21 protein-coding genes are annotated in these 23,165 nt (G+C 73.0%); 18 read left to right on the forward strand and 3 right to left on the reverse strand.

Annotation, left to right across the window (positions count from 1 at the left end; translation table 11 throughout):
- Window positions 1–98: 98 nt before the first annotated feature.
- Window positions 99–1,103: a YdcF family protein gene (locus tag CP982_RS02365; protein WP_150508907.1), complete on the forward strand. Its 1,005-nt coding sequence runs from the start codon at window positions 99–101 to the stop codon at window positions 1,101–1,103.
- A 54-nt stretch (window positions 1,104–1,157) separates the two neighbouring features.
- On the opposite strand, the gene CP982_RS02370 is transcribed toward CP982_RS02365, so the two are convergent.
- Window positions 1,158–2,081, reverse strand: coding sequence for an LLM class flavin-dependent oxidoreductase (locus CP982_RS02370; RefSeq protein ID WP_150508908.1), 924 nt, complete (start codon window positions 2,079–2,081; stop codon window positions 1,158–1,160).
- A 110-nt stretch (window positions 2,082–2,191) separates the two neighbouring features.
- On the opposite strand from CP982_RS02370, the gene CP982_RS02375 reads away from it, so the two are divergent.
- From CP982_RS02375 to CP982_RS02395, 5 genes are all read left to right on the forward strand, one after another.
- A complete protein-coding gene (locus CP982_RS02375) occupies window positions 2,192–2,641 on the forward strand; it encodes a helix-turn-helix domain-containing protein (RefSeq protein ID WP_150508909.1) in 450 nt (149 codons plus the stop codon).
- Window positions 2,642–2,928: 287 nt separating this feature from the next.
- Window positions 2,929–3,675, forward strand: a complete 747-nt coding sequence (locus CP982_RS02380; protein ID WP_150508910.1) for an FG-GAP repeat domain-containing protein — start codon at window positions 2,929–2,931, stop codon at window positions 3,673–3,675.
- A gap of 155 nt (window positions 3,676–3,830) precedes the next feature.
- Window positions 3,831–4,487, forward strand: a complete 657-nt coding sequence (locus CP982_RS02385) for a helix-turn-helix transcriptional regulator (protein WP_150508911.1) — start codon at window positions 3,831–3,833, stop codon at window positions 4,485–4,487.
- A gap of 160 nt (window positions 4,488–4,647) precedes the next feature.
- Window positions 4,648–5,325 carry a Pvc16 family protein gene (locus CP982_RS02390; RefSeq protein ID WP_150508912.1) on the forward strand — a complete coding sequence of 226 codons (678 nt, stop codon included), beginning with the start codon at window positions 4,648–4,650 and terminating at the stop codon, window positions 5,323–5,325.
- A complete protein-coding gene (locus tag CP982_RS02395; protein ID WP_150508913.1) occupies window positions 5,322–7,343 on the forward strand; it encodes an ATP-binding protein in 2,022 nt (673 codons plus the stop codon). Before CP982_RS02390 ends, CP982_RS02395 begins: the two co-directional genes overlap by 4 nt.
- A gap of 31 nt (window positions 7,344–7,374) precedes the next feature.
- On the opposite strand, the gene CP982_RS02400 is transcribed toward CP982_RS02395, so the two are convergent.
- Window positions 7,375–8,778, reverse strand: coding sequence for a hydrolase (locus CP982_RS02400; RefSeq protein WP_150508914.1), 1,404 nt, complete (start codon window positions 8,776–8,778; stop codon window positions 7,375–7,377).
- Window positions 8,779–9,083: 305 nt separating this feature from the next.
- On the opposite strand from CP982_RS02400, the gene CP982_RS02405 reads away from it, so the two are divergent.
- The 4 genes from CP982_RS02405 (at window position 9,084) to CP982_RS41485 (ending at window position 11,892) form a co-directional block, all read left to right on the forward strand.
- Entirely contained in the window at window positions 9,084–10,679 is a 1,596-nt protein-coding gene (locus tag CP982_RS02405) for a phage tail sheath subtilisin-like domain-containing protein (protein ID WP_150508915.1), read from the forward strand.
- A gap of 108 nt (window positions 10,680–10,787) precedes the next feature.
- The gene (locus tag CP982_RS02410; RefSeq protein WP_150508916.1) at window positions 10,788–11,231 is read left to right on the forward strand and encodes a phage tail protein; all 444 of its coding nucleotides are present in this window, start codon (window positions 10,788–10,790) and stop codon (window positions 11,229–11,231) included.
- Window positions 11,231–11,737, forward strand: a complete 507-nt coding sequence (locus tag CP982_RS02415; protein WP_150508917.1) for a hypothetical protein — start codon at window positions 11,231–11,233, stop codon at window positions 11,735–11,737. The genes CP982_RS02410 and CP982_RS02415 overlap by 1 nt, the downstream gene beginning before the upstream one ends.
- Window positions 11,734–11,892: a DUF6760 family protein gene (locus CP982_RS41485; protein ID WP_170316327.1), complete on the forward strand. Its 159-nt coding sequence runs from the start codon at window positions 11,734–11,736 to the stop codon at window positions 11,890–11,892. Before CP982_RS02415 ends, CP982_RS41485 begins: the two co-directional genes overlap by 4 nt.
- A gap of 809 nt (window positions 11,893–12,701) precedes the next feature.
- Here CP982_RS41485 and CP982_RS02420 read toward each other — a convergent pair.
- Complete coding sequence (locus tag CP982_RS02420) at window positions 12,702–13,487, reverse strand: hypothetical protein (RefSeq protein WP_150508918.1); 786 nt, start codon at window positions 13,485–13,487, stop codon at window positions 12,702–12,704.
- Between the two features lie 1,351 nt (window positions 13,488–14,838).
- On the opposite strand from CP982_RS02420, the gene CP982_RS02425 reads away from it, so the two are divergent.
- The 8 genes from CP982_RS02425 (at window position 14,839) to CP982_RS41490 (ending at window position 22,976) form a co-directional block, all read left to right on the forward strand.
- Window positions 14,839–15,327 carry a hypothetical protein gene (locus CP982_RS02425; RefSeq protein ID WP_150508919.1) on the forward strand — a complete coding sequence of 163 codons (489 nt, stop codon included), beginning with the start codon at window positions 14,839–14,841 and terminating at the stop codon, window positions 15,325–15,327.
- A gap of 68 nt (window positions 15,328–15,395) precedes the next feature.
- Window positions 15,396–15,818, forward strand: a complete 423-nt coding sequence (locus tag CP982_RS02430; protein ID WP_150508920.1) for a phage tail protein — start codon at window positions 15,396–15,398, stop codon at window positions 15,816–15,818.
- A 29-nt stretch (window positions 15,819–15,847) separates the two neighbouring features.
- Entirely contained in the window at window positions 15,848–16,567 is a 720-nt protein-coding gene (locus tag CP982_RS02435) for a CIS tube protein (RefSeq protein WP_150508921.1), read from the forward strand.
- The gene (locus CP982_RS02440) at window positions 16,567–18,474 is read left to right on the forward strand and encodes a VgrG-related protein (protein WP_150508922.1); all 1,908 of its coding nucleotides are present in this window, start codon (window positions 16,567–16,569) and stop codon (window positions 18,472–18,474) included. The genes CP982_RS02435 and CP982_RS02440 overlap by 1 nt, the downstream gene beginning before the upstream one ends.
- Window positions 18,475–18,528: 54 nt before the next feature.
- Window positions 18,529–18,981 (forward strand): GPW/gp25 family protein, encoded by a 453-nt coding sequence (locus CP982_RS02445; protein ID WP_150508923.1) that lies wholly within the window; start codon window positions 18,529–18,531, stop codon window positions 18,979–18,981.
- Window positions 18,981–20,939 carry a putative baseplate assembly protein gene (locus tag CP982_RS02450; protein ID WP_150508924.1) on the forward strand — a complete coding sequence of 653 codons (1,959 nt, stop codon included), beginning with the start codon at window positions 18,981–18,983 and terminating at the stop codon, window positions 20,937–20,939. The genes CP982_RS02445 and CP982_RS02450 overlap by 1 nt, the downstream gene beginning before the upstream one ends.
- Window positions 20,940–20,967: 28 nt before the next feature.
- Window positions 20,968–21,525: a phage tail protein gene (locus tag CP982_RS02455; RefSeq protein WP_150508925.1), complete on the forward strand. Its 558-nt coding sequence runs from the start codon at window positions 20,968–20,970 to the stop codon at window positions 21,523–21,525.
- Window positions 21,522–22,976, forward strand: coding sequence for an NADase-type glycan-binding domain-containing protein (locus tag CP982_RS41490; RefSeq protein ID WP_170316328.1), 1,455 nt, complete (start codon window positions 21,522–21,524; stop codon window positions 22,974–22,976). The genes CP982_RS02455 and CP982_RS41490 overlap by 4 nt, the downstream gene beginning before the upstream one ends.
- The last annotated feature ends 189 nt before the right edge of the window (window positions 22,977–23,165 follow it).

Below are 23,165 nucleotides of genomic sequence, written 5' to 3' on the forward strand. Positions count from 1 at the left end.
ACAACCTACGACATCCGGTCCGCGGTCTCGGAGCCCGCGGCGGTGGCGCGACACGGGAAGGGCCGCCGCCCGCGGGCCGGGCCGCCTACGCTGTGCGCGTGTGGGTATACGCGCCGGCTGCGCTGCTCTTCCTGGTCTTCTGTTGGCGGGTGCTGCGTGAGCGCCGGAAGTTCAGCAACGCGGTCCTGCTGGGACTCACCGCGCTCAGTGCCCTCGTGGCGTGGATCGCCGAGCTGGTCGGATCCGGCTCGGCCTCGGGGACGGTCGTCGCCGGTTCGGTCCTCGCGGTCGGAGGGCTCGGCATCCTGCTCCTCACGTGTCTGCTGTTCCTCAACGGCCTGCAGATGGTGCGCAAGGAGGGCCGCAGCCTCACCAATCTGTTCTCGCTGATGGCCGCGGTGTCGGTCCTCGCGGTGATCGCCCTGCTGATCACCGCGGCGGTGGCGGAGACGCCGGTGCTGCTCGGCGTCGGTGCGACGGCCCTCGGGATGACCTGCTACCTCTCCTTCCTGTTCCTGTGCTTCGTCGGCTACTCGTTCCTCTACGGCCGCCTCTACGTCCGCCGCAGGGCCGACTACGTGGTCGTGCTCGGCTCGGGTCTGATCGGCGGGTCGACCGTTCCGCCGCTGCTGGCCAGCCGCCTCGACCGGGCCCAGGAGGTGCACGCACGGCTCACCAAGCGCGGCAACTACCCCTCCGTGATCACCTCGGGCGGGCAGGGGCCCGACGAGGACCTGCCGGAGTCCCACGCCATGGCCGCCTATCTCACGGACCGCGGCTTTCCCGAGGATCTGATCGAGCGGGAGGACAAGTCGACGACGACGGAGGAGAACCTGCGGTTCAGCAAGGCGATCATGGAGAAGGCGAACCCCGGCTACCGGTGCGTCATCGTCACGAACAACTACCACGCCTTCCGCGCCGCCCTCACCGCCCGGCGGATGGGGATCCGGGGGCAGGTGGTGGGCTCGCCCACGGCCACGTACTTCTGGCCCAACGCGACGATCCGCGAGTTCACGGCCGTCATCGTCGCGTACAAGCGGACCAACATCGCCGTCTTCCTGCTGTTCGCCGTCGGCGGCGTACTGGTGTGGGCGACGCGCTGACGGCCTCCCTACGCGGGCTCAGCGGAGCCACCGGAATCAGCGGACTCAGCGGACTCAGTCACGCAGGAGCTCGCGGGTGCGGGCGAGCAGTTCGTACTGCCGGCGCAGGCCGCTGCCGGACAGGTTGACGACGAAGGTGCTCGCGCCCGCGCGGCGGTACTCGTCGAGCCGCTCGGCAAGGCGCTCGGGAGGTCCGCTGACGACGAGGCCGGACGCCTGCCGCTCGGAGAGGCCCCGCTCCCCGGTCAGGGAGCGCAGATAGCGGACCAGTCGCCGGTGCCCCCGGCTGTTCTCTTCCGGGTCGGTGCTCAGCGCGGCGAACACCGTGGTGCCGACCTCCGGCGCCCGGGTCCCCGCTTCGGCCGCCATCGCCGTCAGCGCGGCGGCCCGCTCGCCGAGGCGCGCGGGTTCGAGGAGCGACGCGAGCCAGCCGACGCCGTGGTCGAGGGCGCGCCGCAGCGCGCGGTCGGACATGCCGCCCACCCACAACGGCGGTGCGGGAACGGCGGGGTCGAGCGTCATCACCGGCTCGCCGGGCTCGGTCAGCAAGGCCGTCGGGCGGCCCGCGAAGAGATCGGGAAGCGCGCGCAGCATCGCCTCGGTCCGGCGGCCACGGCCCGCGAACGGGACCCCGCCGACCAGCCAGTCCTCGGCGTGCACGCCCGCGCCGACCCCCAGGACCACGCGGTTGCCGGACAGATGCTGCAACGACGACAGTTGCTTGGCCGCCCACGCCTGCTGCCGCAGCGCCAACTGCATGACCCCGAAGCCGATCCGCACGCGCTCGGTGACCGCGGCGGCGGCGCTCAGCGCGACCACGCTCTCCAGGAACGGGGGGCGCGCACACAGGCGGTCGCCCGCCCACACCGTGTCGAGTCCGACCCGCTCGGCGTGGAGCGCCAACGCGGGGATCCCGCCGAGGCCTTCGCCGCCCGGCTCCGCGAAGGTCGGAAGGCAGACGCCAAGGTTCACCGACATGTCGGTCCTTTCCCGTGGGGGCGGCCGCCGCTTGCACGAGGGGCGGCCGCCTTCGACGTGCGATGCGGCCGACCTTGCCCGCTCAACCGGGGTTGAGTTCAACTGGCCCGATGAACGACCTGGCTTCGATCCGGCAAGTCGCCGACCACTTCGGTCTGCCCGTGTCCACGCTGCACTACTGGGAGCGCCGCGGGCTCGTCACGCCCCAGCGACGGGCGGGGCAGCGCTACTACAGCGCCGACCAGTTCTACCGGGTCGCGCTGATCCGGCTGTGGCGGACCACCGGGCAGCTGTCCCTCAACGAGATCGCCGCGGCCCTCGACGCACCCGCGGAGAGCCCCGACTGGCGCGACACCGTCACCGTCCGGATAGCCGCCATCGAGGCCGAGATGGCCCGACTGGACTCGGCACGCGCCTATCTGCGCGGCCTGCTGTCGTGCCCGCGCGAGGACGCGCTCGAGCACTGCGAGGGCTTTCGCGCGCGCGTGGGACTCCCGGCGGGGGCGCCCTCTGAGAGCCCGGTGAAGGCAACCCCCATAGGGAGTGAGAGCGCCTCTTGACGGCTCTGGTTGCCTGATGCGCAGCAAGCCTTTGAAACTGCTCGCCCGCCGCTCCGCACACGCTGCGTCGTGTCCCACTCACGCATTCCAGGCGCCTTACGTTTCGCCTGGTCAGGGGCCATTTTCGCGTTCCATCGTCCCCAACTTCCCGGCAGGCGTGGCATTCGGGGCAGGGCACCGCGCATGCTCGATTCGTGCTCATCGATGGGTTCCCACGTCCCCCACGGGACACGGGGAAACCCGGTTCTGAAGCACGGCAGAGCAGCAATGACATGAGGAGTCCGTAGATGTTTCGCAAGCGCTCACGTCTGATCGCAGCGCCGGTCGCGGCCGTCGCCCTGACCCTGACGGTCGCCGGTTACCAGGCCAGCGCGGCCGGGTCGTCGGGCTCGGACGGTGGCGAACGGTCGGGAGCGGCCGCTCGGGCGGCGGCCGCGTGTCTGTCCGGCACCACCACGCTGGTCGGCGACCTCGACGGCGACGGCCGCGCGGACAAGATCAGCAACCCCGGGCACACCGGCACCAAGATGACCGTCCAGTGGGGCAAGGCGGACGGCACGTTCGGCTCCAAGCAGACCGTCAGCAAGCTCCTCGGCAAGCGCGCCGGAGAGGTGGCGACCGCCGCGGTCGCCGACTTCCAGAACGACGGCAAGCTGGACCTGGTCGTCAACATCGTCAAGCCGTCCGGCGTGGACGACCCGTCCAGCGCCCGCGTGGCGGACTACCGTCCCGGGCCGCTCAAGCGCTCCAACCTGAGCTCCACGCGCACCCGGCACCTGGACATCGGCGACAGCAGTGAGGTCAAGGAGCTCCGGATCGCCAACTACGGCGGCGACGCGTACCCCGACCTCGCGCTCCTCAGCAACGCCGGTGACGGCGTCTGGGAGCGGAACGTACGCCTGACGAAGGCCGCCAGCGGGCCGGGCAAGTACAACTCCGACGACGAGCGGAAGTACGGCGCCTGGGGCACCCCGGCCGAGCCGCCGTCCATGCCCACCAGCGGTTGGAAGCACTTCTACAAGCCCTGCTCCTGACCCCCACCGGGTGCCGCCCGTCCTCCGGGCGGGCGGCACCCGGCCCTCAGGATCGACCACGGTCCCCGGCCCGGCCGACGGCCGGGAGCCCCCTTCGGCTTGTCCCCGGCCGAGCACGGCGCGCGTCGCCGCAGTCGTTGAAGTGAGGAATCCGCTTGTCCAGCCCGTCCCCCGCCCCCGTGACCACCGCAGCGAAGCCGAACCGGGTCCGGATCACCGTAGCGGCGCCCGATCCGATCAGCCGCGAGGGAGTCCTCAGCCAGCTGCGCCGCTATCCGGAGGTCGAGCTGTGCGAGGCCTCCGGGCCCGCCACGGTCGCCCTGCTCATCGAGGACGTGCTCGACGAGGGCGCCCTCGCCCGCCTTCGCCGCACCGTGCGCAGCGAGGGCTCGCGCGCCGTGCTCGTCGTGGGCACGGTCCGCGAGCACGAACTCCTGGACGTCATCGAGTGCGGTGTCGGCGCCATCGTCTGGCGCCGCGAGGCCACCGCCCGCCGCCTGGTGCAGGCCGTGATGACCGCCGCGAAGGGCGGCGGCGAATTACCCTCCGACCTGCTGGGACGGCTCATCAGCCAGGTGGGACGCCTGCATCGGGGCCGCGCCGACCAGCCGGGGGGCTTCCTCGGCCTCACCCAGCGCGAGGTGGACGTCGTGCGCCTGGTCGCCGAAGGCCTCGACACCTCGGAGATCGCGCTCAAGCTGTCGTACTCCGAACGCACCGTCAAGAACGTCATGCACGGCCTCACCACGCGCCTGCATCTGCGCAACCGGGCGCACGCGGTGGCCTACGCCCTCCGTGAGGGCTACATCTGACCGGCCGGGCCACGGGGAGCGCCCTTGGGGGCAACCGCGCTGCCCCGCCGCCGTCCCCGCCGAGCCTGCGATCCGCGGGGCGCGGGGAGCACCATCGGTGGCCGGGCCCACAGAGTCGGCAGGGCGCGGACGCCGGGCGGGAGCGCGAGAGTGATGCAGCGTGATGCATGAGGTGGACGAGGTACTCAAAGGCCTCATCGGCGGCGGAGCCCTTGCCGGTTCCGGCATCGACGTGTCCTTCGACGTGCCCACCCGCGACTGGGCGGCCCGGCGCAACGCTCCCGTGGTCAACGCCTACCTGTACGACATCCGGGAGGACGTGTCCCGGCGCCAGCGCGGCCGCACCTCACTGCGGGACGACCGGGCCGTCGTCGTGCGCCACCGCAGGCCCCCGCGCTGGTTCCGCCTGTCCTACCTGGTGACGGCCTGGACGAAGACGCCGCAGGACGAACACCGGCTGCTGTCCGCGGTCCTGGCGACGCTGCTCCCCCACGAACTCCTCCCCGCCGAGGAGTTGCCGGGAGCGCTCGGGCGCCTGGGTCTCGCGGTGCCGGTGGCGCTCGGCGACTTCCAGTCGGAGGCCCGCTCCCTCGCCGACATCTGGTCCGCGCTCGGCGGCGAGCTCAAGCCCTCCCTCGACCTCGCGGTGACGGTGCCGTTCCCGGCCCACCCCGACTACGACGCGGGTCCGCCGGTCACGGAGGGCGCGACGGTCCGGCTGGGCGGGATGGACGGCGGCCCGCCCCGGTCGGCCGAGCGCGCCCACCGGCCCCACCACGTGGCGGCGGCCCGCGCCGCACGCGAACAGGCGGCGGGGAGCCGCACGGAGCAGCCATGAGCACCTCGTCCCTGGACACCCCGGCGCCCGCCGCCGCGGACCCGGCCCGCTTCCTCCTCGACCGGCTCGCCGCGCTGCGGCAGTCGGTCACGGCCCTGGTCGAGCACCGCTCGGCCGACGACCCCACCGCGCACGACCCGCTGCGCGGCCTGTACGTGTCCCAGGAGGCAGTGAGCCGACTGCTGCGCGCCCCGGAGCGCACGGCGCCCGACGGGGAGCTGCGCCTCGACGGGCCGACGCCGCGGCCGGACGACTCCGCCGACCGCCTCGCCCGCGCGGCCGCCGGTCTCGGCCTCACCGAGCTGGACACCGCCATACTGCTCATCGCCCTCGCGCCCGACCTCGACCGCGCCTTCGAGCCGCTCTACGGCTACCTCAACGACGACGTGAGCCGCCGCCGCGCCACCGTGGGCCTCGCCCTCGACCTGTGCGGGGTGCCCGCGCACCTGCCGGGGGCCCGCGCCCGCTTCCATCCCTCGGCGCCGCTGCGCGCCCTGCGCCTGATGACCGTCGAGGACGCCGAGCGCCCGCTGCTCACCCGCTCGTTGCGCGTGCCCGACCGGCTCGTGGCCCATGTGCTGGGCGACGACACCCCGGACGCCGCGCTCCTCGGCACGCTGCGCGCCCTGCCCGCGCCGCCGCCCGCGGCGGAGCACGACGAGGCCTTCGTCCGCCGCCTCGCCGCGCGGCTCGGTGACGGGCCCGTCACCGCCTATCTGCGGGAGCACCGCGAGGGCGACGCCCTGGCCACCCTCGCGTCCGCCCTGCACGCGGCGGGCGTCGACGCGCTGTGCTTCTCCGGCTGCGCCGACCGCGTCCCCGAACTGCTGCGGGAAGCCCGCCTGAGCGGCCGGGCGGTCGTGGTGTGCGGCCTGCCCGAGCACCCCGGCCCGATGGTGGCCGAGCTGACCGCCGCCACGGACGTGACGGTGCTGCTCGTCGATCCCCGCCCCTACGACCCGCAGTGGTCCGCGCACGACCCGCTGGTGCTCCATGCGCCCCGGCACTCGGCAGGGGGCACGGCCGTCTGGCGGACCGCGCTCGGTCCCGACGCCGACGGGTTCGACCTGGCCGCCACCGTCGCCCCGTACCACCTCGGTGGGGAGCGCATCGCGCGGGCCGCTCGCGCGGCGGCGGCGCTCGCCGCGTTCGAAGGGGCTCCGCTCGCCGCCTCCCACGTGCGGCTCGCCGCGCGCCAGCAGTCGGCGTCGGGGCTCGAACGGCACGCCCGGCGGATCCGGCCCGCGGTGGACTGGGAGGACCTGGTCCTGCCCGACGGGCCCCTCGCCCAGCTGCGGGAACTCTCCCTGCGCGCCCGCTACCGCGACCGGGTGCTCGGCGACTGGCGGCTGAGCGCGGGCGGCGGCCGGGGCCGGGGCGTGCTCGGGCTCTTCGCGGGCGAGTCCGGCACCGGCAAGACGCTGTCCGCGGAGGTGATCGCCGCCGACCTCGGCGTCGACCTGTACGTGGTCCAGCTGTCCTCGATCGTGGACAAGTACGTCGGCGAGACCGAGAAGAACCTCGAACGGATCTTCACGGAGGCCGACCGCACGGACGCCGTGCTCCTCTTCGACGAGGCCGACGCCGTCTTCGGCAAGCGCTCGGAGGTCAAGGACGCCCACGACCGGTACGCCAACATGGAGAGCGCCTACCTGTTGCAGCGCCTGGAGTCCTTCGACGGCATCGCCCTGCTCACCACCAATCTGCGGGCCAACATCGACGACGCGTTCACCCGCCGTCTCGACCTGGTGGTCGACTTCCCCTTCCCGGACGCCGGTCAGCGGCTCGCGCTGTGGCGGCACGGCCTGTCGCACGTGCCCCGCGCCGAGGACATCGACGTCGCCTCGCTCGCCCGGGAGTTCGAGCTCGCGGGCGGTTCGATCCGCAGCGCGGTGGTCACCGCCGCCTACCTCGCCGCGGGCCGAGGCGGCGAGGTCGCGGCGGGCGACCTGTGGGAAGGCGCCCGCCGCGAGTACCGCAAGGCGGGGCGCCTGGTGCCGGGCGAGGCGAGCTGGTGAGCGGGCGGGCGGCAGCCGCCCGCCCGTGGGCTCAGGCCCTGAGGCGGACGCCCTCCAGCTGGCGGTCCTCCTCCATCGGGGCACCCGCGTAGAAGTCCTTGCCCTCCGGGGTGCACACCTCCTGGATCCACTCCGTGTCCTTCGCGTAGGCCTCGAAGCACACGGAGCCGTCGGGGACGCTGATGCTGAAGCCCTGCATGGGGTAGTTGGAGTCCTCGTCCCCGATGTACAGGTCCTCCTCGTCCCCGGCGTTCTTCCACTGGTCCCCCGCGCGCCAGTGCTCGGTCACGTAGGCGGCGGTGGCGTTGACGCCGCCCGTGCCGGACACCGCGATGTTGAGGGACCGGATCGGCTTGTCCTCGCCCACCGTCCCGGCCTCCTCCCCGTCGCACACCGGGTCCTGCCAGCCCTCGTCCTGCACGTAGGCGCGGTAGCAGATGTGCCGGCCCTCGCCGCTCGCGGCGAGTTCGCGCACCGCGGCGGCCGCGGTGCGCTCCTCGGGCTCGTCCTCCTCGGAGTCGTCGCCTCCACCGCCGCCTCCACCGTCCTGCGACTTCTCCTCCTTGTCCTCGTCGGGCTTCTCGGCGGGTTCGTCGTCCTTCTTGCCGGACGGCGGGGGCGCGCTGCTGATGGGGGCGGAGGGACTGACCGGCTTGATCTTTCCGGCCTCCGCGGGCTTCTCCCGCGCCACGCTCTTGACCTGCGGCTGGTACGAGATCCAGATCATCACGAAGGCGATGGCCACCGCGAGGAGCAGTCCGAAGGTGGTGGCCAGCCAGCCCGGCAGGATCCCGCGCTGCACGAACGTGCCGTCCACGTCCTTCGGTTCGGCCCCGGAGCGCCGCACCGAGAGCACGTACGGCTGCTCCTGCTTGGATCCGAACCAGGTGATCTGCCGCGGCCGCAGCGTCACCTTCACGAACGCGGCCCGGCCCGGCTCGATCTGGACGTTGCCCGGCTGGAGGTCGTAGGAGATCCGGTCGCCGGTGTCGCTGCCGCCGAGGGACGCGGTGACCTTGGTGTTGCCGAGGTTGTCCACCGCGAGCTTCGGCCGTCCCCGGAACCGCCCCTTCACCGTCGGCGGCACCAACTCCGCGCGCACCTCGCTGAAGGGGGTGACGGTGAGGTTGCCCTCGGGGACGACGACGGCGTCCGGATGTTCCGTCGGTGTGACCCGCACCGCGTACGGATGGGGTCCCGCGGTCGCGTCCGGCGTGCGCGGCGGTGCGAACGTCAGGACCACCGTGTCGGTCGTCCCGGGGTAGAGCCGCAGACTGCGCGGCTCGACGGTGGTCCAGGGGGCGAGGTCGCCCACCGGTTCGAAGTGGTACTCGTCGACGATGTCGCCGGTGTTGCGCACCCGCAGGCGCACCGTGGTGCTGTCCCCGGGATCGACGGTGGCGGATGCGGGTTCCAAAGAGGTCCAAAGGCTCACGCCACGACGCTAGGAGGGGCCCGCCGCCCCGTCAGGAGGCGGCCGGGCAGACCCTGTTGCCCCCAAGGGCGACGGCGGGTGCCCCCGCCCGCCCCCGCTGAGCCCGCGCCCCGTCGCCCGGCCGCACGGACCGGATCGGCACGGCGGGCGGGGAACGCGCTCCGTGCCCCTGAGGGCAGTGGCGTTGCCCGGCGACCGGCACTCAAGGCCGTTTCAGCGGCGGCACGCACCCGCCAGGGTGAAGAGGTCCCGTCCCGTACCCCGAGTTCCGTACCCCGCGTCCCGTACTCCGAGGAGAGCAGAGCATGCCGTCCTATCTGTCACCCGGCGTCTACGTCGAGGAGGTGGCCAGCGGTTCGCGCCCGATCGAGGGCGTCGGCACCTCCGTAGCGGCCTTCGTCGGGCTAGCGCCGACCGGACCGCTGAACGAGCCGACCCTGGTGACGAACTGGACCCAGTACGTCACCTCCTTCGGCGACTTCACCGACGGGTACTACCTCGCCCACTCCGTGTACGGCTTCTTCAACAACGGCGGTTCCGCCGCGTACGTGGTGCGGGTCGGCGACGCCGCCGAGGGCGGTGCCGGTGACGGCGAGGCCCCCGCCGCGGTGACCGGCGCGGCGGCCCCGGCGGCCCTGCCCGCCGCCGAGCCGCGGCAGCTCGGCACCTTCGCCGTGGCGGCCACGGCGAACGGCTCGCACGGCCCCCTGACGGTGGAGGTCGCCGACCCCGAGGGCGAGGGCCCCGCCGAGCGCTTCAAGCTCGTCGTCAAGGACGGCGGCAAGCAGGTCGAGAGCTTCGACGTCAGCGCCAAGAAGGGCAACCGGTCCTACGTCGTCACCCAGGTGAAGGAGCGCTCCAAGCTCATCACCGTGACGGAGGCGGCCCCGGCGGCGCAGCTCGCCCGCCCCGAGAACCAGACCGTGACCCTTGCCGCGCCCCCGGCCCCCGCACCCGCACCCGCCCCCGTCGAGCGGGACGCGACCGCGCACCCCGGCCCGGCCCAGTACCTCGGCGACTCCGCGGACCGCACGGGCTTCGGCGGCCTCGAGGCCATCGACGAGATCTCCATGGTCGCGGTGCCCGACCTCATGGCCGCCTACCAGCGGGGCACGATCGACCTGGAGGCCGTCAAGGCCGTGCAGCTCGGCCTCATCGCCCACTGCGAGCTGATGGGCGACAGGGTCGCGGTCATCGACCCGCCGCCGAGCCTCAATGCCCGTCAGATCCGGGTGTGGCGCCAGGAGACCGCGGGCTACGACTCCAAGTACGCGGCCCTGTACTACCCCTGGCTGAAGACCTTCGACCCGGCCACGGGCCGGTCCCGGCTGATGCCGCCCAGCGGTCACGTCGCCGGCATCTGGGCCCGCAACGACTCCGAGCGTGGCGTGCACAAGGCCCCCGCCAACGAGGTCGTGCGCGGCGCCGTCGACCTGGAGCTCCAGATCACCCGCGGCGAGCAGGACCTGCTCAACCCCATCGGCGTCAACTGCATCCGTGCCTTCCCGGGCCGCGGCGTGCGCGTCTGGGGCGCCCGCACCCTCTCGTCCGACCCCGAGTGGCGCTATCTGAACATCCGCCGGTACTTCAACTACCTGGAGGAGTCGATCCTCATCGGCACCCAGTGGGTGGTGTTCGAGCCGAACGACCACGCCCTGTGGGCCCGCATCCGCCGCAACATCTCGGCGTTCCTGGTCAACGAGTGGCGCAGCGGAGCGCTCTTCGGCCGCCGGCCCGACGAGGCCTACTACGTGAAGTGCGACGAGGAGACCAACCCGGCGGAGTCGGTCGACCTGGGCCGGGTCGTGTGCGAGATCGGTGTGGCGCCGGTCAAGCCCGCCGAGTTCGTGATCTTCCGCCTCTCCCAGTTCTCCAGCGGCAGCGGGGAGTTGGAGGAGTAGGCCGGGGCGCCCTCCCGCACATCTCGTCTCCTCGTATGTCTCCCCACCTCGCACATCGCCTCGTACGTCACCGGCAAGAAGCCCAGAAGCCAGAAGGAACGCGAACCCATGAGTCTCATGCAGGGTGACTCCCTCACCTCACACAACTTCGGCCTGCAGATCGACGGAGTGATGGTCGAGTACCTCTCGGAGGTCAGCGGCCTCACCATCGAGCAGGACGTCATCGTCAGCCAGCAGAACACCGCGCAGGGCCAGATCGACATCAACCTGCTGCCGGGCGTGCAGAAGAACGGGCAGTGCACCGTGGTGCGCGGCATGACCCAGTCGGCCTCGTTCACCCAGTGGATCAACGACTCGATCAACGGGCGGATGAGCACGGCCCGCAAGAACGCCTCGATCATCATGATGGACTTCGAGGACAACCCGGTGAAGCGGTACAACCTGCGCAACGCCTGGTGCAGCAAGATCGACGCGAGCACCCTCAAGGCGGGCGAGGCCGCCGCGCTCACCGAGACCGTCACCATCGTCTTCGAAGAACTGGTCATCGAGTAATGCGGCGCACCGCTGTCGGCGCGCCGGGCCGGGGGACGGCCGCCGCGGCACCGCCCGCTCCGCGGGCCGCGGCGGCGGGAGCGGAGTCCCCGCCCCCGCCCCCGTCCCCGCCTCCCGCCGGGACCGCGCTGCGGGAGCTGCGCACGGAGTTCCCCTTCCAACTGCCGCGCGGCTACGTCGACGAGGCCGGGACCGTGCACCGGGACGGGGTGATGCGCCTCTCGACGGCGCGGGACGAACTCGTCCCACTGCGCGACGTCCGGGTCCAGGAGAATCCGGCGTACCTGTCGGTGGTGCTCCTCGGGCGCGTCATCACGCGCCTGGGCACGCTCGCGACCGTGCACGACGGGACGGTGGAGAACATGTTCGCCTCCGACCTCGCCTTCCTCCAGGACTTCTACCGTCAGATCAACGCCGAGGGCCACACCCGCGCCGCGGTGGAGTGCCCGCACTGCTCCGAGCCGTTCGAGGTGGAACTCGGCGGGAGCCGCCTGGGGGAATCGTGACGTACGCGACCGACCGGCTGCAGGAGGAGATCGCGTACGTCGCCTATCACTTCCACTGGAACCTGGAGACGATCCTGGACCTCGAACATCACGACCGGCGCCGCTACACGCGCCAGATCGCGTCGTTCGTGGCACTCGCAGGGGCGGAGGGCTGAGCGATGGGGTTCTGGGACCGGCTGCGGGGCGCGCGGGGGCGTGGCTCGGGGCGGCCTGAGGGGCCTGGCGCCGGTGAGGGGCACGGCTCGGGCGAAGGCCGGGCGGTGGGTTCCGGCGGCGGGGTGTCCGCGCGCGCCGCTTGGCCGACGCTGCCGCCCATCCAGCGTTCCGTGGGCGGCGGGGAGGCCGGGGTCGCGGACGCCGCGTTCGGCAGGCGGCTGCCGACGTGGCAGGACCCCTCCTTCACGGTGGCGTCGGCCCGCACCAGGGTCCTGGACGGCGCCATCGGCGGCCTGCTCTCCGCGACACCCCTGGCCGACCCGGCGCGGCCGGTCACGGGGCTCGAAGGGGCCGTGAGCGCGGTGTCCTGGACGGTTGCGTCGCGGGAGCCTTCGCCGCGGCGGGTGCCTGTCGCTCCGCTGCGGGCGCTGCCGGGGGCGGGGGCCGCCTCATTCGCGCCGCCCGCTTCGCCTGCGGCGTCCTCGCCGTCCTCGGCAGGTTCGGATTCACCGTCCACGTCTGTGGCGCCTGCCGTGCCGTCCGCTTCCTCGTCGGTCACCGTCGCACGGTCACTGCGACACAGTGCTCCCAGTGGCACGGGCGCCTCCGGTGAATCCCGTCGACTCATGCAGGCCCACGGACCCTCGATGCCGCGCCCGAACGCCGAGCACGCGGCCTCCTCGCCAAGGTCCGATCCGCCGCCCACGTCCGGGGCGCCCACCGTGGCATCCGCTTCCTCGTCAGTCACCGTCGCACGGTCACTGCGACCCAGTGCTCCCGGTGGCACGGGCGCCTCCGGTGGATCCCGTCAGTTCATGGGGGACCGCGGATCCTCGGGGCACGCGGCTTCATCGCCAAGGTCGGATCCGCCGCCCACGTCCGGGGCGCCCACCGTGGCATCCGCTTCCTCGTCAGTCACCGTCGCACAGCCGCTGCGACCCAATACTCCCGATAGCACGGGCGCCTCCGACGGATCCCGTCGACTCATGGAGGCCCACGGCCCCTCAGGGCCGCGCCCGAACGCCGAGCACGCGGCCTCCTCGCCAAGATCGGATCCGCCGCCCACGTCCGGGGCGCCCACCGTGGCATCCGCTTCCTCGTCAGTCACCGTCGCACGGTCACTGCGACCCAATACTCCCGATAGCACGGGCGCCTCCGGCGGATCCCGTCGACTCATGGAGGCCCACGGCCCCTCAGGGCCGCGCCCGAACGCCGGGCACGCGGCTTCCTCAGCGCCGTCCGCGCGCTCGGCGGCGCCCTCGCCGTCCTCGGCAGGTTCGAATTCACCGTCCACGTCCGGGGCACCCACCGCGGTACCTGTCGTGCCGACCGCCTCCTCATCGGTCACCGTCGCGCGGTCGTTGGGACCCAGTGCTCCCGGTGGCGCAGGCGCCTCCGGTGGATCCCGACGGTTCACAGAAGCCCGCGGGCCCTCGGGGCCGCGCCCGAACGCCGGGCATGCGACTTCCTCAGCGCCATCCGCGCGCTCGGCAGCGCCCTCGCCGTCCTCGGCGTCGTCGCCTTCCTCGGCAAGTTCGGATTCGCCGTCCACATCCGTGGCGCCTGCCGTGCCGTTCACTTCCTCGTCGGTCACCGTCGCACGGTCATTGGGACCCAGTGCTCCCGGTGGCGCGGGCGCCTCCGGTGGATCCCGTCGGTTCACGGAGGCCGGCGGATCCTCGGCGGCGGCTGGCGCTGCCACGCGGAGTCCCGTCGTCCGGAGTTCTGTCGTGCAGACGAAGCGGAGCGCAGAGGCGGCTCCCCTCATGTCCGAGGAGCCTTCCGAAGGGTCAACCGCCCTGCCCCCTACGGCAGTTACCGTTCAGGGCCCGGACCCGGCTCGCAGTGTTCGTGTGACGCCTGCGCCGCCCGCCGCCCCCTCCTCTAGCCCCCTCATCAAGGCCCAGGCCGCGTCGACAGCGGTGCAGCGGCGCGTCCTGGCAGTCGCCCGCCGGGAAGCCGCACCGGCTCGGAAAGCGAGCGGTGGTTCTGGCGAGGAGTCCGCCTCGGCCGACGGCGAAACCCCCGGGCAGCAGGCGGCCGCCCGGCAAGACACCCCGCCGGTTCCGCCCAGCAGCGGCCCGGCCACCAAGCCGCGCACAGGAGCACGTATCGCCGACAGCCAGGCCACCGCCTCCGTCAGCAGCCCACCGCCGGTGCAGCGAGCGGTGTCCCCGGGGAACTCGGGCGCATCCGGAGTACGTCCAACAGCACTAAGTGGTACGGGAGATGAGCGGGGTACGCAGAGCCGCCCGGCCCAACCGAGCGGCGGCGCCGCCGACAGGCCAACCGCGCCCTCACCGCGGACGGAGCCTCAGTGCTCGACGGAGGCGCGCGACCCACTACTCCCTGTCCACACCACCCCGAGCCCCAAGGCCCAACCAAGTCAAGCCACCGACAGGCCCACCCCGCCCTCACCACGGACAGCAACACGGCCCTCGACGGAAGCGCACGCTCCCCTTCCCGACCACGCGCGCCCAAGCCCCAAGACGAAGCCGAACCATACGTCGGCCTCCCCTGGGACGCCGTCCTCGGTCGGCATCACGTCTCATACGGCCAGTGCGAACGCGAGCAACGCCCCCGTCCAGCGGCGCGCCGACGCGCCCCGCTCCGGCAAGGGAACTCAAAACACCCCGCACCAGCAACCGAACACACCAGTCACCCACACCACCCCACCGGCGCCCGGCCCGACCCCGAGCACTCGCGACACATCCCCCACACACCCACAGACACAACACACATCAACACCCCAGCCCGCCCCAACCGACTCGACCACGCCCAGCACCAGCGCCACCCCCGTCCAGCGTCGAGCCGTCCTGCCCCACTCCAGTACGGGACCTCAGCACACCCCACACCACCGACCGGGCACACCTCCCAACCACGCCACAGCCCCTGTGCAGCGCAGCACCACTCCCCGTCCGGGCCTCGGCGCCCCCGTGCCCTCTGTGCCGACGGCCCCGGCCCCACCCCTCCAACGACGGCCCACACCTCTCGGCGCTCCGATCACCCCCTCACCCACCGGCCCCCGCGTAGCGTCGGCGGCGTCGCCGACCGGTGGCGGGGAACTCACCGTCCAGCGGACCCCGTCCTCGGCGATCGGTTCGCTCGCCTCGTCGGCGGCCGCCGCGGTCGCCGACAGTCTGGGGCGGGCCGAGTCGCGCAGGACGGAGCGGGCCGACGACCCGCCGCCGGCCTACAGTCCGACCGCCGAGGACGACCCGCTGCCCCGGTACACCCCGGTCCGAGCCCCGGTGCGCGAGGCTCCGCCCGCCTACACGCGGGTCCCCGAGGGCGCGTTCGACCCGAAGCACCTCAGCGACTTCCAGGTCGACGAGCTGGTGCACCGGATGGTCGGCCGCATCACGCGGCTGATCCGCACCGAGCTGCGCATGGACCGCGAGCGGATCGGCAGGCTGCGTGACGACCACCGCTGAGCCGACGCGGTCCCCCCTCGTACGGCACGTAGACACGGTCAGAAGGAACGACAGAAAGGCTCCGCGCGATGCCCCGCCAGGACCCGGGCTCCACGATGTGGTTCCGCCTCTCCATCGACGGCGAGAGCCTCGGCTACTTCAACGGCTGTCAAGGGCTGTCGTCGCAGGTGGAGATCGAGCACCGGCAGGAGGGCGGCAACAACGGCTTCGTGTGGCAACTGCCGTCCCGCGTCACGTTCCCCACCATCCGGCTGACCCGCCCGCTCACCCCGGACACCACGAAGGTCGCCAAGTGGATCTCCACCGTGCAGACCGGGATCAAGCGGCCCACCGCCGAGATCGCGGCGCTGCGCGCGGACGGCTCGGAGGTGGCCCGCTGGGGTCTCATCGACGTGCTCCCGGTGAGCTGGCAGGGCCCCCGGCTCGACCCCGGCAGCCCGGCCGTCGCCACGGAGGTCCTGGAGATCGCCCACCACGGGTTCACGGACTGAGAGCCGGAAGACAGGAGCGGGAGACCCCTATGCCCAAGGGCAAGGGCGCAGGCAAGAGCCTCGTACGGGCCAGCCTCGCCATCCACGAGCCCCCCGTCGGGATCAGCACCACGCCCGGGAGCTTGATGAAATCGTTCGACTTCGACTTCAACCCGGCACAGCTCACCATCGGCCGCCGGGCGACCTGGACGGTGACCCCGACCGCGAGCAACCGGGACGGCGCGCAGCCGGAGTTCATCGGTTCGGAGTCGCGCGAGATGAGCGTGGAGATCTTTCTGGACTCCTCCGACCAGCCGACGAGCGACACGGTCATGAAGAAGGTGAAGTCGCTGCTCGACTGCTGTGCGGTGACGGCCAGGAGCAAGGACGCCGACCAGCCGTCGCCACCCTGGGTGGTCTTCCAGTGGGGGTCGTTCAAGACGGCCCGGTTCACCGCCTACGTCGGGTCCGTCGACGCCTCGTACACCCTCTTCGGCACGTCGGGCGTGCCCATCCGGGCCGCCTGCCAGCTGCGCCTCCACGAGATTCCGGGGGATCCCGAGGGGCAGAACCCGACCTCTGGCGCGCTCACCGCGCAGCGCGTGCACCGGGTCGTCGCCGGTGACTCGCTGCAGTCGCTCGCCTGGCGCGAGTACGGCGACGCCACGGTGTGGCGGGCCATCGCCGAGGCCAACGGGATCGACGACCCGTCGACCCTCGCGTCCGGCGCCGAACTCGTGCTGCCCGCGGCGCAGGAGGTGGGGCGCTGATGGCCGACACGGCCTTCTCCAGCATCATGAAGGTGCGGTTCGGCGGCGAGGAACTCCTGGACAAGTACGCCGGGATGCTCGTCGACGGCTGGGTCGACCAGGGCGCCGGGGTCCCGGCCGCGTTCCGGCTCACCTTCCGCGATCCGTACCGGCTGCTCCTCAAGGAGCTCCAAGTGAGGTTCGGCACCGAGGTGGTGCTGACCCCGGTGGCCGACGGGCAGGGCGCCGGCGACCCGCTCCTCACCGGTGAGGTCACCGCCCTGGAGGCCGACTACGACGGCACCGGCTCCTTCACCGTCATCCGCGGCTACGACCTCGGGCACCGCTTCCTGCGCCGGCGCCGCGTGGCCGCGTACACGAACGAGACCGCGTCCTCGATCGTGCGGAAGCTGGCCGGGCTCGCGGGCGTGCCCGTCGGGAGGATCGAGTCCTCCGGCGCGAGCTACGACTTCATCAGCCAGGCCAACGTCACCGACTGGGACTTCATCGCCCGGCTCGCGGACGAGAACAAGATGGTGATGTCCCTCGACGCCGAGGGCAGGTTCAACTTCGTCTCGCCGAAGCCGTCCTCGGGCGCGCCCTCGCCGAAGAACGAGAAGAACCCCCTCGTCCTGAAGTCCGGGATCGACATCCTGCGCCTGCGCACCTCCGTGACCGCCGCCGACCAGGTCGCCGAGGTAGAGGTGCGCGGCTACGACGTCGCCACCGCGCGCGAGATCGTGGAGACCTCGCGCCGCGCCAACAACCCCGTCTTCTCCATCGGCACCTCGCCGACGCGGGCCGCGGGCGCCTTCAAGAAGACCAAGCTCGTACGGACCTCCGTGCCCTACGACAAGCGGACCGAGGTCAAGCACGCCGCCGACGCCCTCTTCGACGACGTGTCCTCCTCCTTCTCCGAGCTGGAGGTCATCGTCCACGGCAACCCCAAGCTGCGCCCGGGCGTGCCCGTGGCCCTCGGTGACGTCGGCTGGCCCTTCCAGGGCAAGTACACGACGACCTCGGTGCGGCACGTGTTCGGCAACGGGCAGCGCTACGAGTCCTGGGTGACCGTCAGCGGCCGCCAGTGGCGCTCGCTGTACGGGCTCGCGTCGGGCGGCACGGAGAGCGAGCCGCGGCTGCCCGGCGTGGCCAACGCCGTCGTCACGGACGTCGACGTGAAGGACGAGCAGGCCCGCGTGAAGCTGAAGTTCCCGTGGCTGGACGACACGTACGTCAGCGACTGGACGCGCTGCGTGCAGCTCGGCGGGAAGCGCGGCGGCGGCATCTTCCCGCTGGACGTCGGCGACGAGGTCCTCGTGGGCTTCGACCGGGGCGCGCTCGACCACCCCTTCGTGATCGGTGGACTCTACAACGGCAAGGACAGGCCGACCCGGAACAAGGCGCCGCTCTACTCCGGGGCGCGCAACCAGGCCAGCCGCCACACCCTGGCGGACCGCACCGGCAACCGTGTCGATCTGCTCAGCCAGCGCGTGGGCGGCCACCGGGGCGTACGGGTGAGCACGGGCGACGACAAGCTGGTCGTCCACCTGGACCGCGCGAAGACCGAGATCACCGTGGACAGCAAGGGCTCGGTCACCATCAAGGGCAGCCGCTCCGTGTCCGTCCGGGCGGGCACGGACCTGACCCTGAGCGCCAAGCGCAACGTGTCCATCCAGAGCGGCGGGATGCTCAACATCCGGGCCGTGAGCGCCGTCAACGTCAACGCGCCCGCCGGTGCGTTCAGCGTCACCTCGTCGCTGTTCAACGTCAAGGCGGCGGGCGCGGTGAGCATCAGCGCGGTGGGCGCGGCGAGCATCAACTCCGTCGGCCCCGCGTCGCTCACCTCGGCGGCCATGGCCAGCTTGACCGGCGCCAATCTCGCGTTGACCGGCGTCCTCAGGATCAACGGGAAGCCGGTGCCGTTCTGATGACCCACCCGAACCCGTGCCGCGAGCGCGGCGGAAGAGAGCGGTGACCTATCGATGGCCGAACAATTCGTCGGCTCCGGCTGGGCGTTCCCGCTGCGCATCGGTCCCACCGGCGGCATCGCCCTGGTCAGCGGGGAGCGCGAGATCGAGGAGGCCATCCGGCTCGTCCTGGCCACCGCGCCCGGCGAGCGGCCGATGCGCCCGGAGTTCGGCTGCGCCATCCACGACCTGGTGTTCGCCCCGGTCAACGAGCAGACCGCGGGCCGCATCCAGCACGAGGTGCAGCTGAGCCTGGACCGCTGGGAGCCCCGCGTCGAGGTGCACAGCGTGGAGGTCAGCACGGGCACCGACCAGAGCGTGCTCTACATCGACGTCCAGTACGCGATCCGCGGCACGAACAACCCGCGCAGCCTCGTCTTCCCCTTCTACGTCATCCCCTCCCACGAGGAGCCGGGGGCCCCGGAGACGTCCGGCGGCCCCGGTGGCTCCCCCGAAAGCGACCGCTGATGCCCCTGCACTCCCCCAACCTCGACGACCGCCGCTTCCAGCAGTTCGTCGACGACGCCAAGCGCTACATCCAGCAGCGGGCCCCGGAGTGGACCGACCACAACGTCTCGGACCCCGGCGTCACCCTCGTCGAGACGGTCGCGCACATGGCCGACCAGATCGTGTACCGCCTCAACCGCGTGCCGGAGAAGAACCACCTGGCCTTCCTCGACCTGGTCGGCATCACGCTCTTCCCGCCGACCGCCGCGCGTACGGACGTCACGTTCTGGCTGTCGGCGCCCCGGGAGGAGACGGTGGCGGTGCCGGTCGGCACCGAGGTGACCACGCTGCGCACGGAGCACGAGGACGCGGTCGTCTTCGCCACCGAACGGGATCTGCGCGTCGTCCCCTGCGCCCTTTCACGCCTGGTGGTGCAGCGCCGCGGCGAGCCCGTCGCCGACCGGACCGCCGACCTCGCCGAGGGCAACGACGTGCTGTGCTTCACGGAGGCGCCGCGTCCGGGTGACTGTCTGCTGTTCGGTCTGACGTCGGCCGTCCCGCACTGCGCGGTCGCCCTCGAACTGGACAGCCGGGTCGACGGCGTCGGCGTCGACCCCCGCCAGCCGCCGCTCGTGTGGGAGGCCTGGACCGCGGACGGCTGGCAGCCGTGCGCGGTCCACCAGGACGGCACCGGCGGCCTCAACCGGCCCGGCGACGTCGTCGTACACGTGCCGGGCGGCCACGTCCTGTCCCGCAACGCGGGCCACGAGGGCGGCTGGCTGCGCTGCCGCGTCACCGAGCCCCTGTCCGACCAGCCGTTCTACGCCAGCTCGCCGACGGTGCGCGCCGCGGAGGCCTGCACGGTCGGCGGCACCACCCGTGTCGTGCACGCCGAGACGGTGTACGACGAGGCGCTCGGTGAGGCCACCGGCCTGCCCGGGCAGCGGCTGCGGCTCGCCCACGCGCCGGTCGTCGGCGACGACCAGCCGGTCCTCCTCCAGACCGCCGAGCACGACGGCTGGCAGGACTGGCGGGTGGTCCCGCACTTCGCCGAGTCGCGCCCGGAGGACCGGCACATCACCCTCGACGCGGCCACCGGCGACATCGCCTTCGGACCCGCGGTGCGCGAACCCGACGGCTCCTTGCGCCAGTTCGGCTTCGTCGCCCCCAAGGGAGCGGTCATCCGCGCCCGCCGCTACCGCACCGGCGGCGGCCGGTCCGGCAACGTGGCCCGCGGCGCGATCCGCGTCCTGCGCACCTCCATCCCGTACGTCACCGAGGTCGTGAACGCGGAGGCCGCGCGCGGCGGGGTCGACGGCGAGACGGTCGAGGAGGCCAAGGTGCGGGCACCGATCACGCTCCGCGCCCAGGAGCGCGCGGTGACGCTGCGCGACTACGAGGAACTCGCCCGTCGCGCCGCCCCGGAGACCGCCCGCATCACCTGCCTGGAGGGCAGGGTCGACGACTACGGCGCGCACGCGGTGCGCGTCCTCGTCGTGCCGCAGGCCGTGCCCGACCCCGGGGGGCGGCTCCGCTTCGAGCAACTCGTCCCCGGCGACGCCCTGTTGGAGCGCGTCACCCGCCACCTCGACGAGCGCCGCCTCATCGGCACCCGGCTCGCCGTGGGCCCGCCCTACTACCAGGGCATCACGGTGGTGGCCACCGTCCACGCGTTCCGCGGGGTGGAGACCGACCAGGTGCGACGCGCGGCGCACGACGCCCTCTACCGGCATCTCGACCCGCTCAGCGGCGGTGCGGACGGCCGCGGCTGGCCCTTCGGCCGCCCGGTCCAGGCGGGCGAGGTCTTCGCCGTGCTGCAACGGGTGCCCGGCGTCGAGCTGGTCGACGAGGTCGTCCTGCACCCTGCCGACCCGCTGACCGGCAAGCGCGGCGACGCCACCGACCGCATCGACCTGGAGCGGTCCGCCCTGGTGTTCTCCTTCGACCACCGCGTCCGCGTGATCGGGGACACCCCGTGACGCGCCCGACGCTTCCGGGAGGCCACCGATGAGAGGGTCCGTCGACGGCCTCGGCTCCTCGGCGCCGATCGGCACGATGCTCCCCGCGGTCTTCGCCGACGACGACCTCGCCCAGCGCTTCGTCGCGGGCCTGGACGAGGTCCTGGCGCCGATCCTGAACGTCCTCGACTGTCTGGACTCCTACTTCGACCCCGCGCTCACACCGGTCGACTTCACCCAGTGGCTGAGCACCTGGGTCGGGGCGGAGACCGACGGCACCGAACCCGAGGCGCGCCTGCGCGCCGCCGTGGCGGCCGCCGCGGGCCTGCACCGCGTACGGGGCACACCGCGGGGTCTGTCGGAGGCGGTCCGGCTGGCGTTCGGCGTCGAGCCGGAGATATCGGAGAGCGGGGGCGCCGCGTGGAGCGCGCGGCCCCGCGGCCCCGTGCCCGGCAGGCCCCGCCCCCATCTGCAGGTCACCCTGCGGCTGCCCGATCCCACTCCGGCGGACACCCACCGCCTGGACGTGCTCGTGGCCGCCGCCCGTCCCGCTCACATGCCCTACACCGTCACCGTGACGGCCGCCGAAAGGACCCTCGAAAGATGACCACGCAGAACTGCGCCGAGTGCGACTCCCGCGTGGAACCCGGTCAGTCGTTCTGCGACGCCTGCGGTGCGGTCCTGAGCTGGGACCGGGCGGGGGCGCGCAAGGCGGCGACGAGGGCCTCCGGCCCGGGTTCCGGTTCAGGCCCGGCCTCCGGCCCGGGTTCGGGTCCGGCCTCCGGCCCCGGCTCCGGTTCAAGCCCGGCCTACGGCCCAGGTTCCGGCGCGGCCTCCGGCCCCAGCCCCGGTTGGAACGCCGCCGCCCGCCCCGATGACGGTGGCCCCGCCCGGACGGCGGCCCCAGGTGCCCACGGCGGCGCGCACACCCCCGGCCCCGGCCCGGCACCCTCCCCCGCCACGGGCCGTCCCCCGGCCCCCTCCGGCCCTCCCCGGCGCGACCCCGCGCACCCGGCCCCGGGACATACCCCGGGCAGCGGCCCCGAGGGCGCGCCCCCGTTCCCGCCCGGCAACCCGGACCTCACGGACACCACCCCCAACACACCGGCAGCCACCGCCCCGCACGGTCCCGCCCCCGCCGACGCCCTGTCCGACCGCGCCCGCTCCCTGGTCGTCCCCGTCTCCGAACCGGCGCCGCGGCCCGCCGCGCCCATGCCGTCCGTGGCCCCGGTCCTGCCGGGCCGGCCCGACACCGACCGGCCCCGCGTCCGCGTCCCCGGTCCGCAGCAGGGGTCGGGGCACGGCGCGCCCTGCCCGTGGTGCTCCACGCCGAACCACCCTGACCGGCACTTCTGCGCCCGCTGCGCGATGCCGCTCGCCGACCGCGCCGAGCGCGGCGAAGGGCCGCCCGCGCACCTGCCCTGGTGGCGCCGCCTCTTCGGCCCCGGGCGGCACGAGACCCCCTGGGCGGGTGACCGCCCCCGGCTGAGCCGCGTCTTCGACCGCGTCGGCACCTGGGTCACCGCGGCCGTCGTCCTTCCGCTGCTCGTCCTCGGCGTGGTGAACATCCCCGACGGGGTCCAGGCCACGCGCGACCACTTCGCCAAGCGCGCCCCCGTCGAGCCGGACCGGATCCGCGCCTCGCGTTCCTACGAGGGGCACGGTCCGAAGCTGGCCTTCGACAAGCTCAACAACACCTGGTGGGGCCCCGGGGTCGCACAGTCCGGCCAGGGCGAGTGGATCGAGGTGGGCTTCGCCCGGCCGACCCGTCTGCTCGACGTCGTCATCACGCCGGGGATGTCGACCCGAGCCGACCAGCTCGGCAAGTCGGCCCTGCCGCACCGGGTCAAGGCGACCCTCACCAAGAAGGACGGCACGACCGCGACCCGCGAACTCACCCTGGACCCGGCCGCGGGCGGCCAGCGCCGCGCCTTCCGCGTCGGCGAGGTCACCCGGGTCCGCTTCACCATCGAGTCGGCCCACGCCGCGTCCGACAAGAAGCAGGTGGCCATCGCCGAGATCGAACTCTTCGGCCGCTCGGGCAGCGACCGGAGCTGAGCGCACCGCCCGCCCCTCCCTCCCCGGGCGCTCGCCGGAGTGCCACCACTTCGGCGAGTTGCCACGGTGAACCGGGCTTCCTTGCCCGCCCCCGAGCACGCCCAGAATGCTGAACCCGCCACCGGGCCGATGACTGCTCACTTCCTGAGGGGGGATTCCGGTGCCTGGAGTCAGCGTGCGCTTGCCGGT

This window comes from Streptomyces spectabilis, from assembly GCF_008704795.1.
GTDB classification, from domain to species: domain Bacteria; phylum Actinomycetota; class Actinomycetes; order Streptomycetales; family Streptomycetaceae; genus Streptomyces; species Streptomyces spectabilis.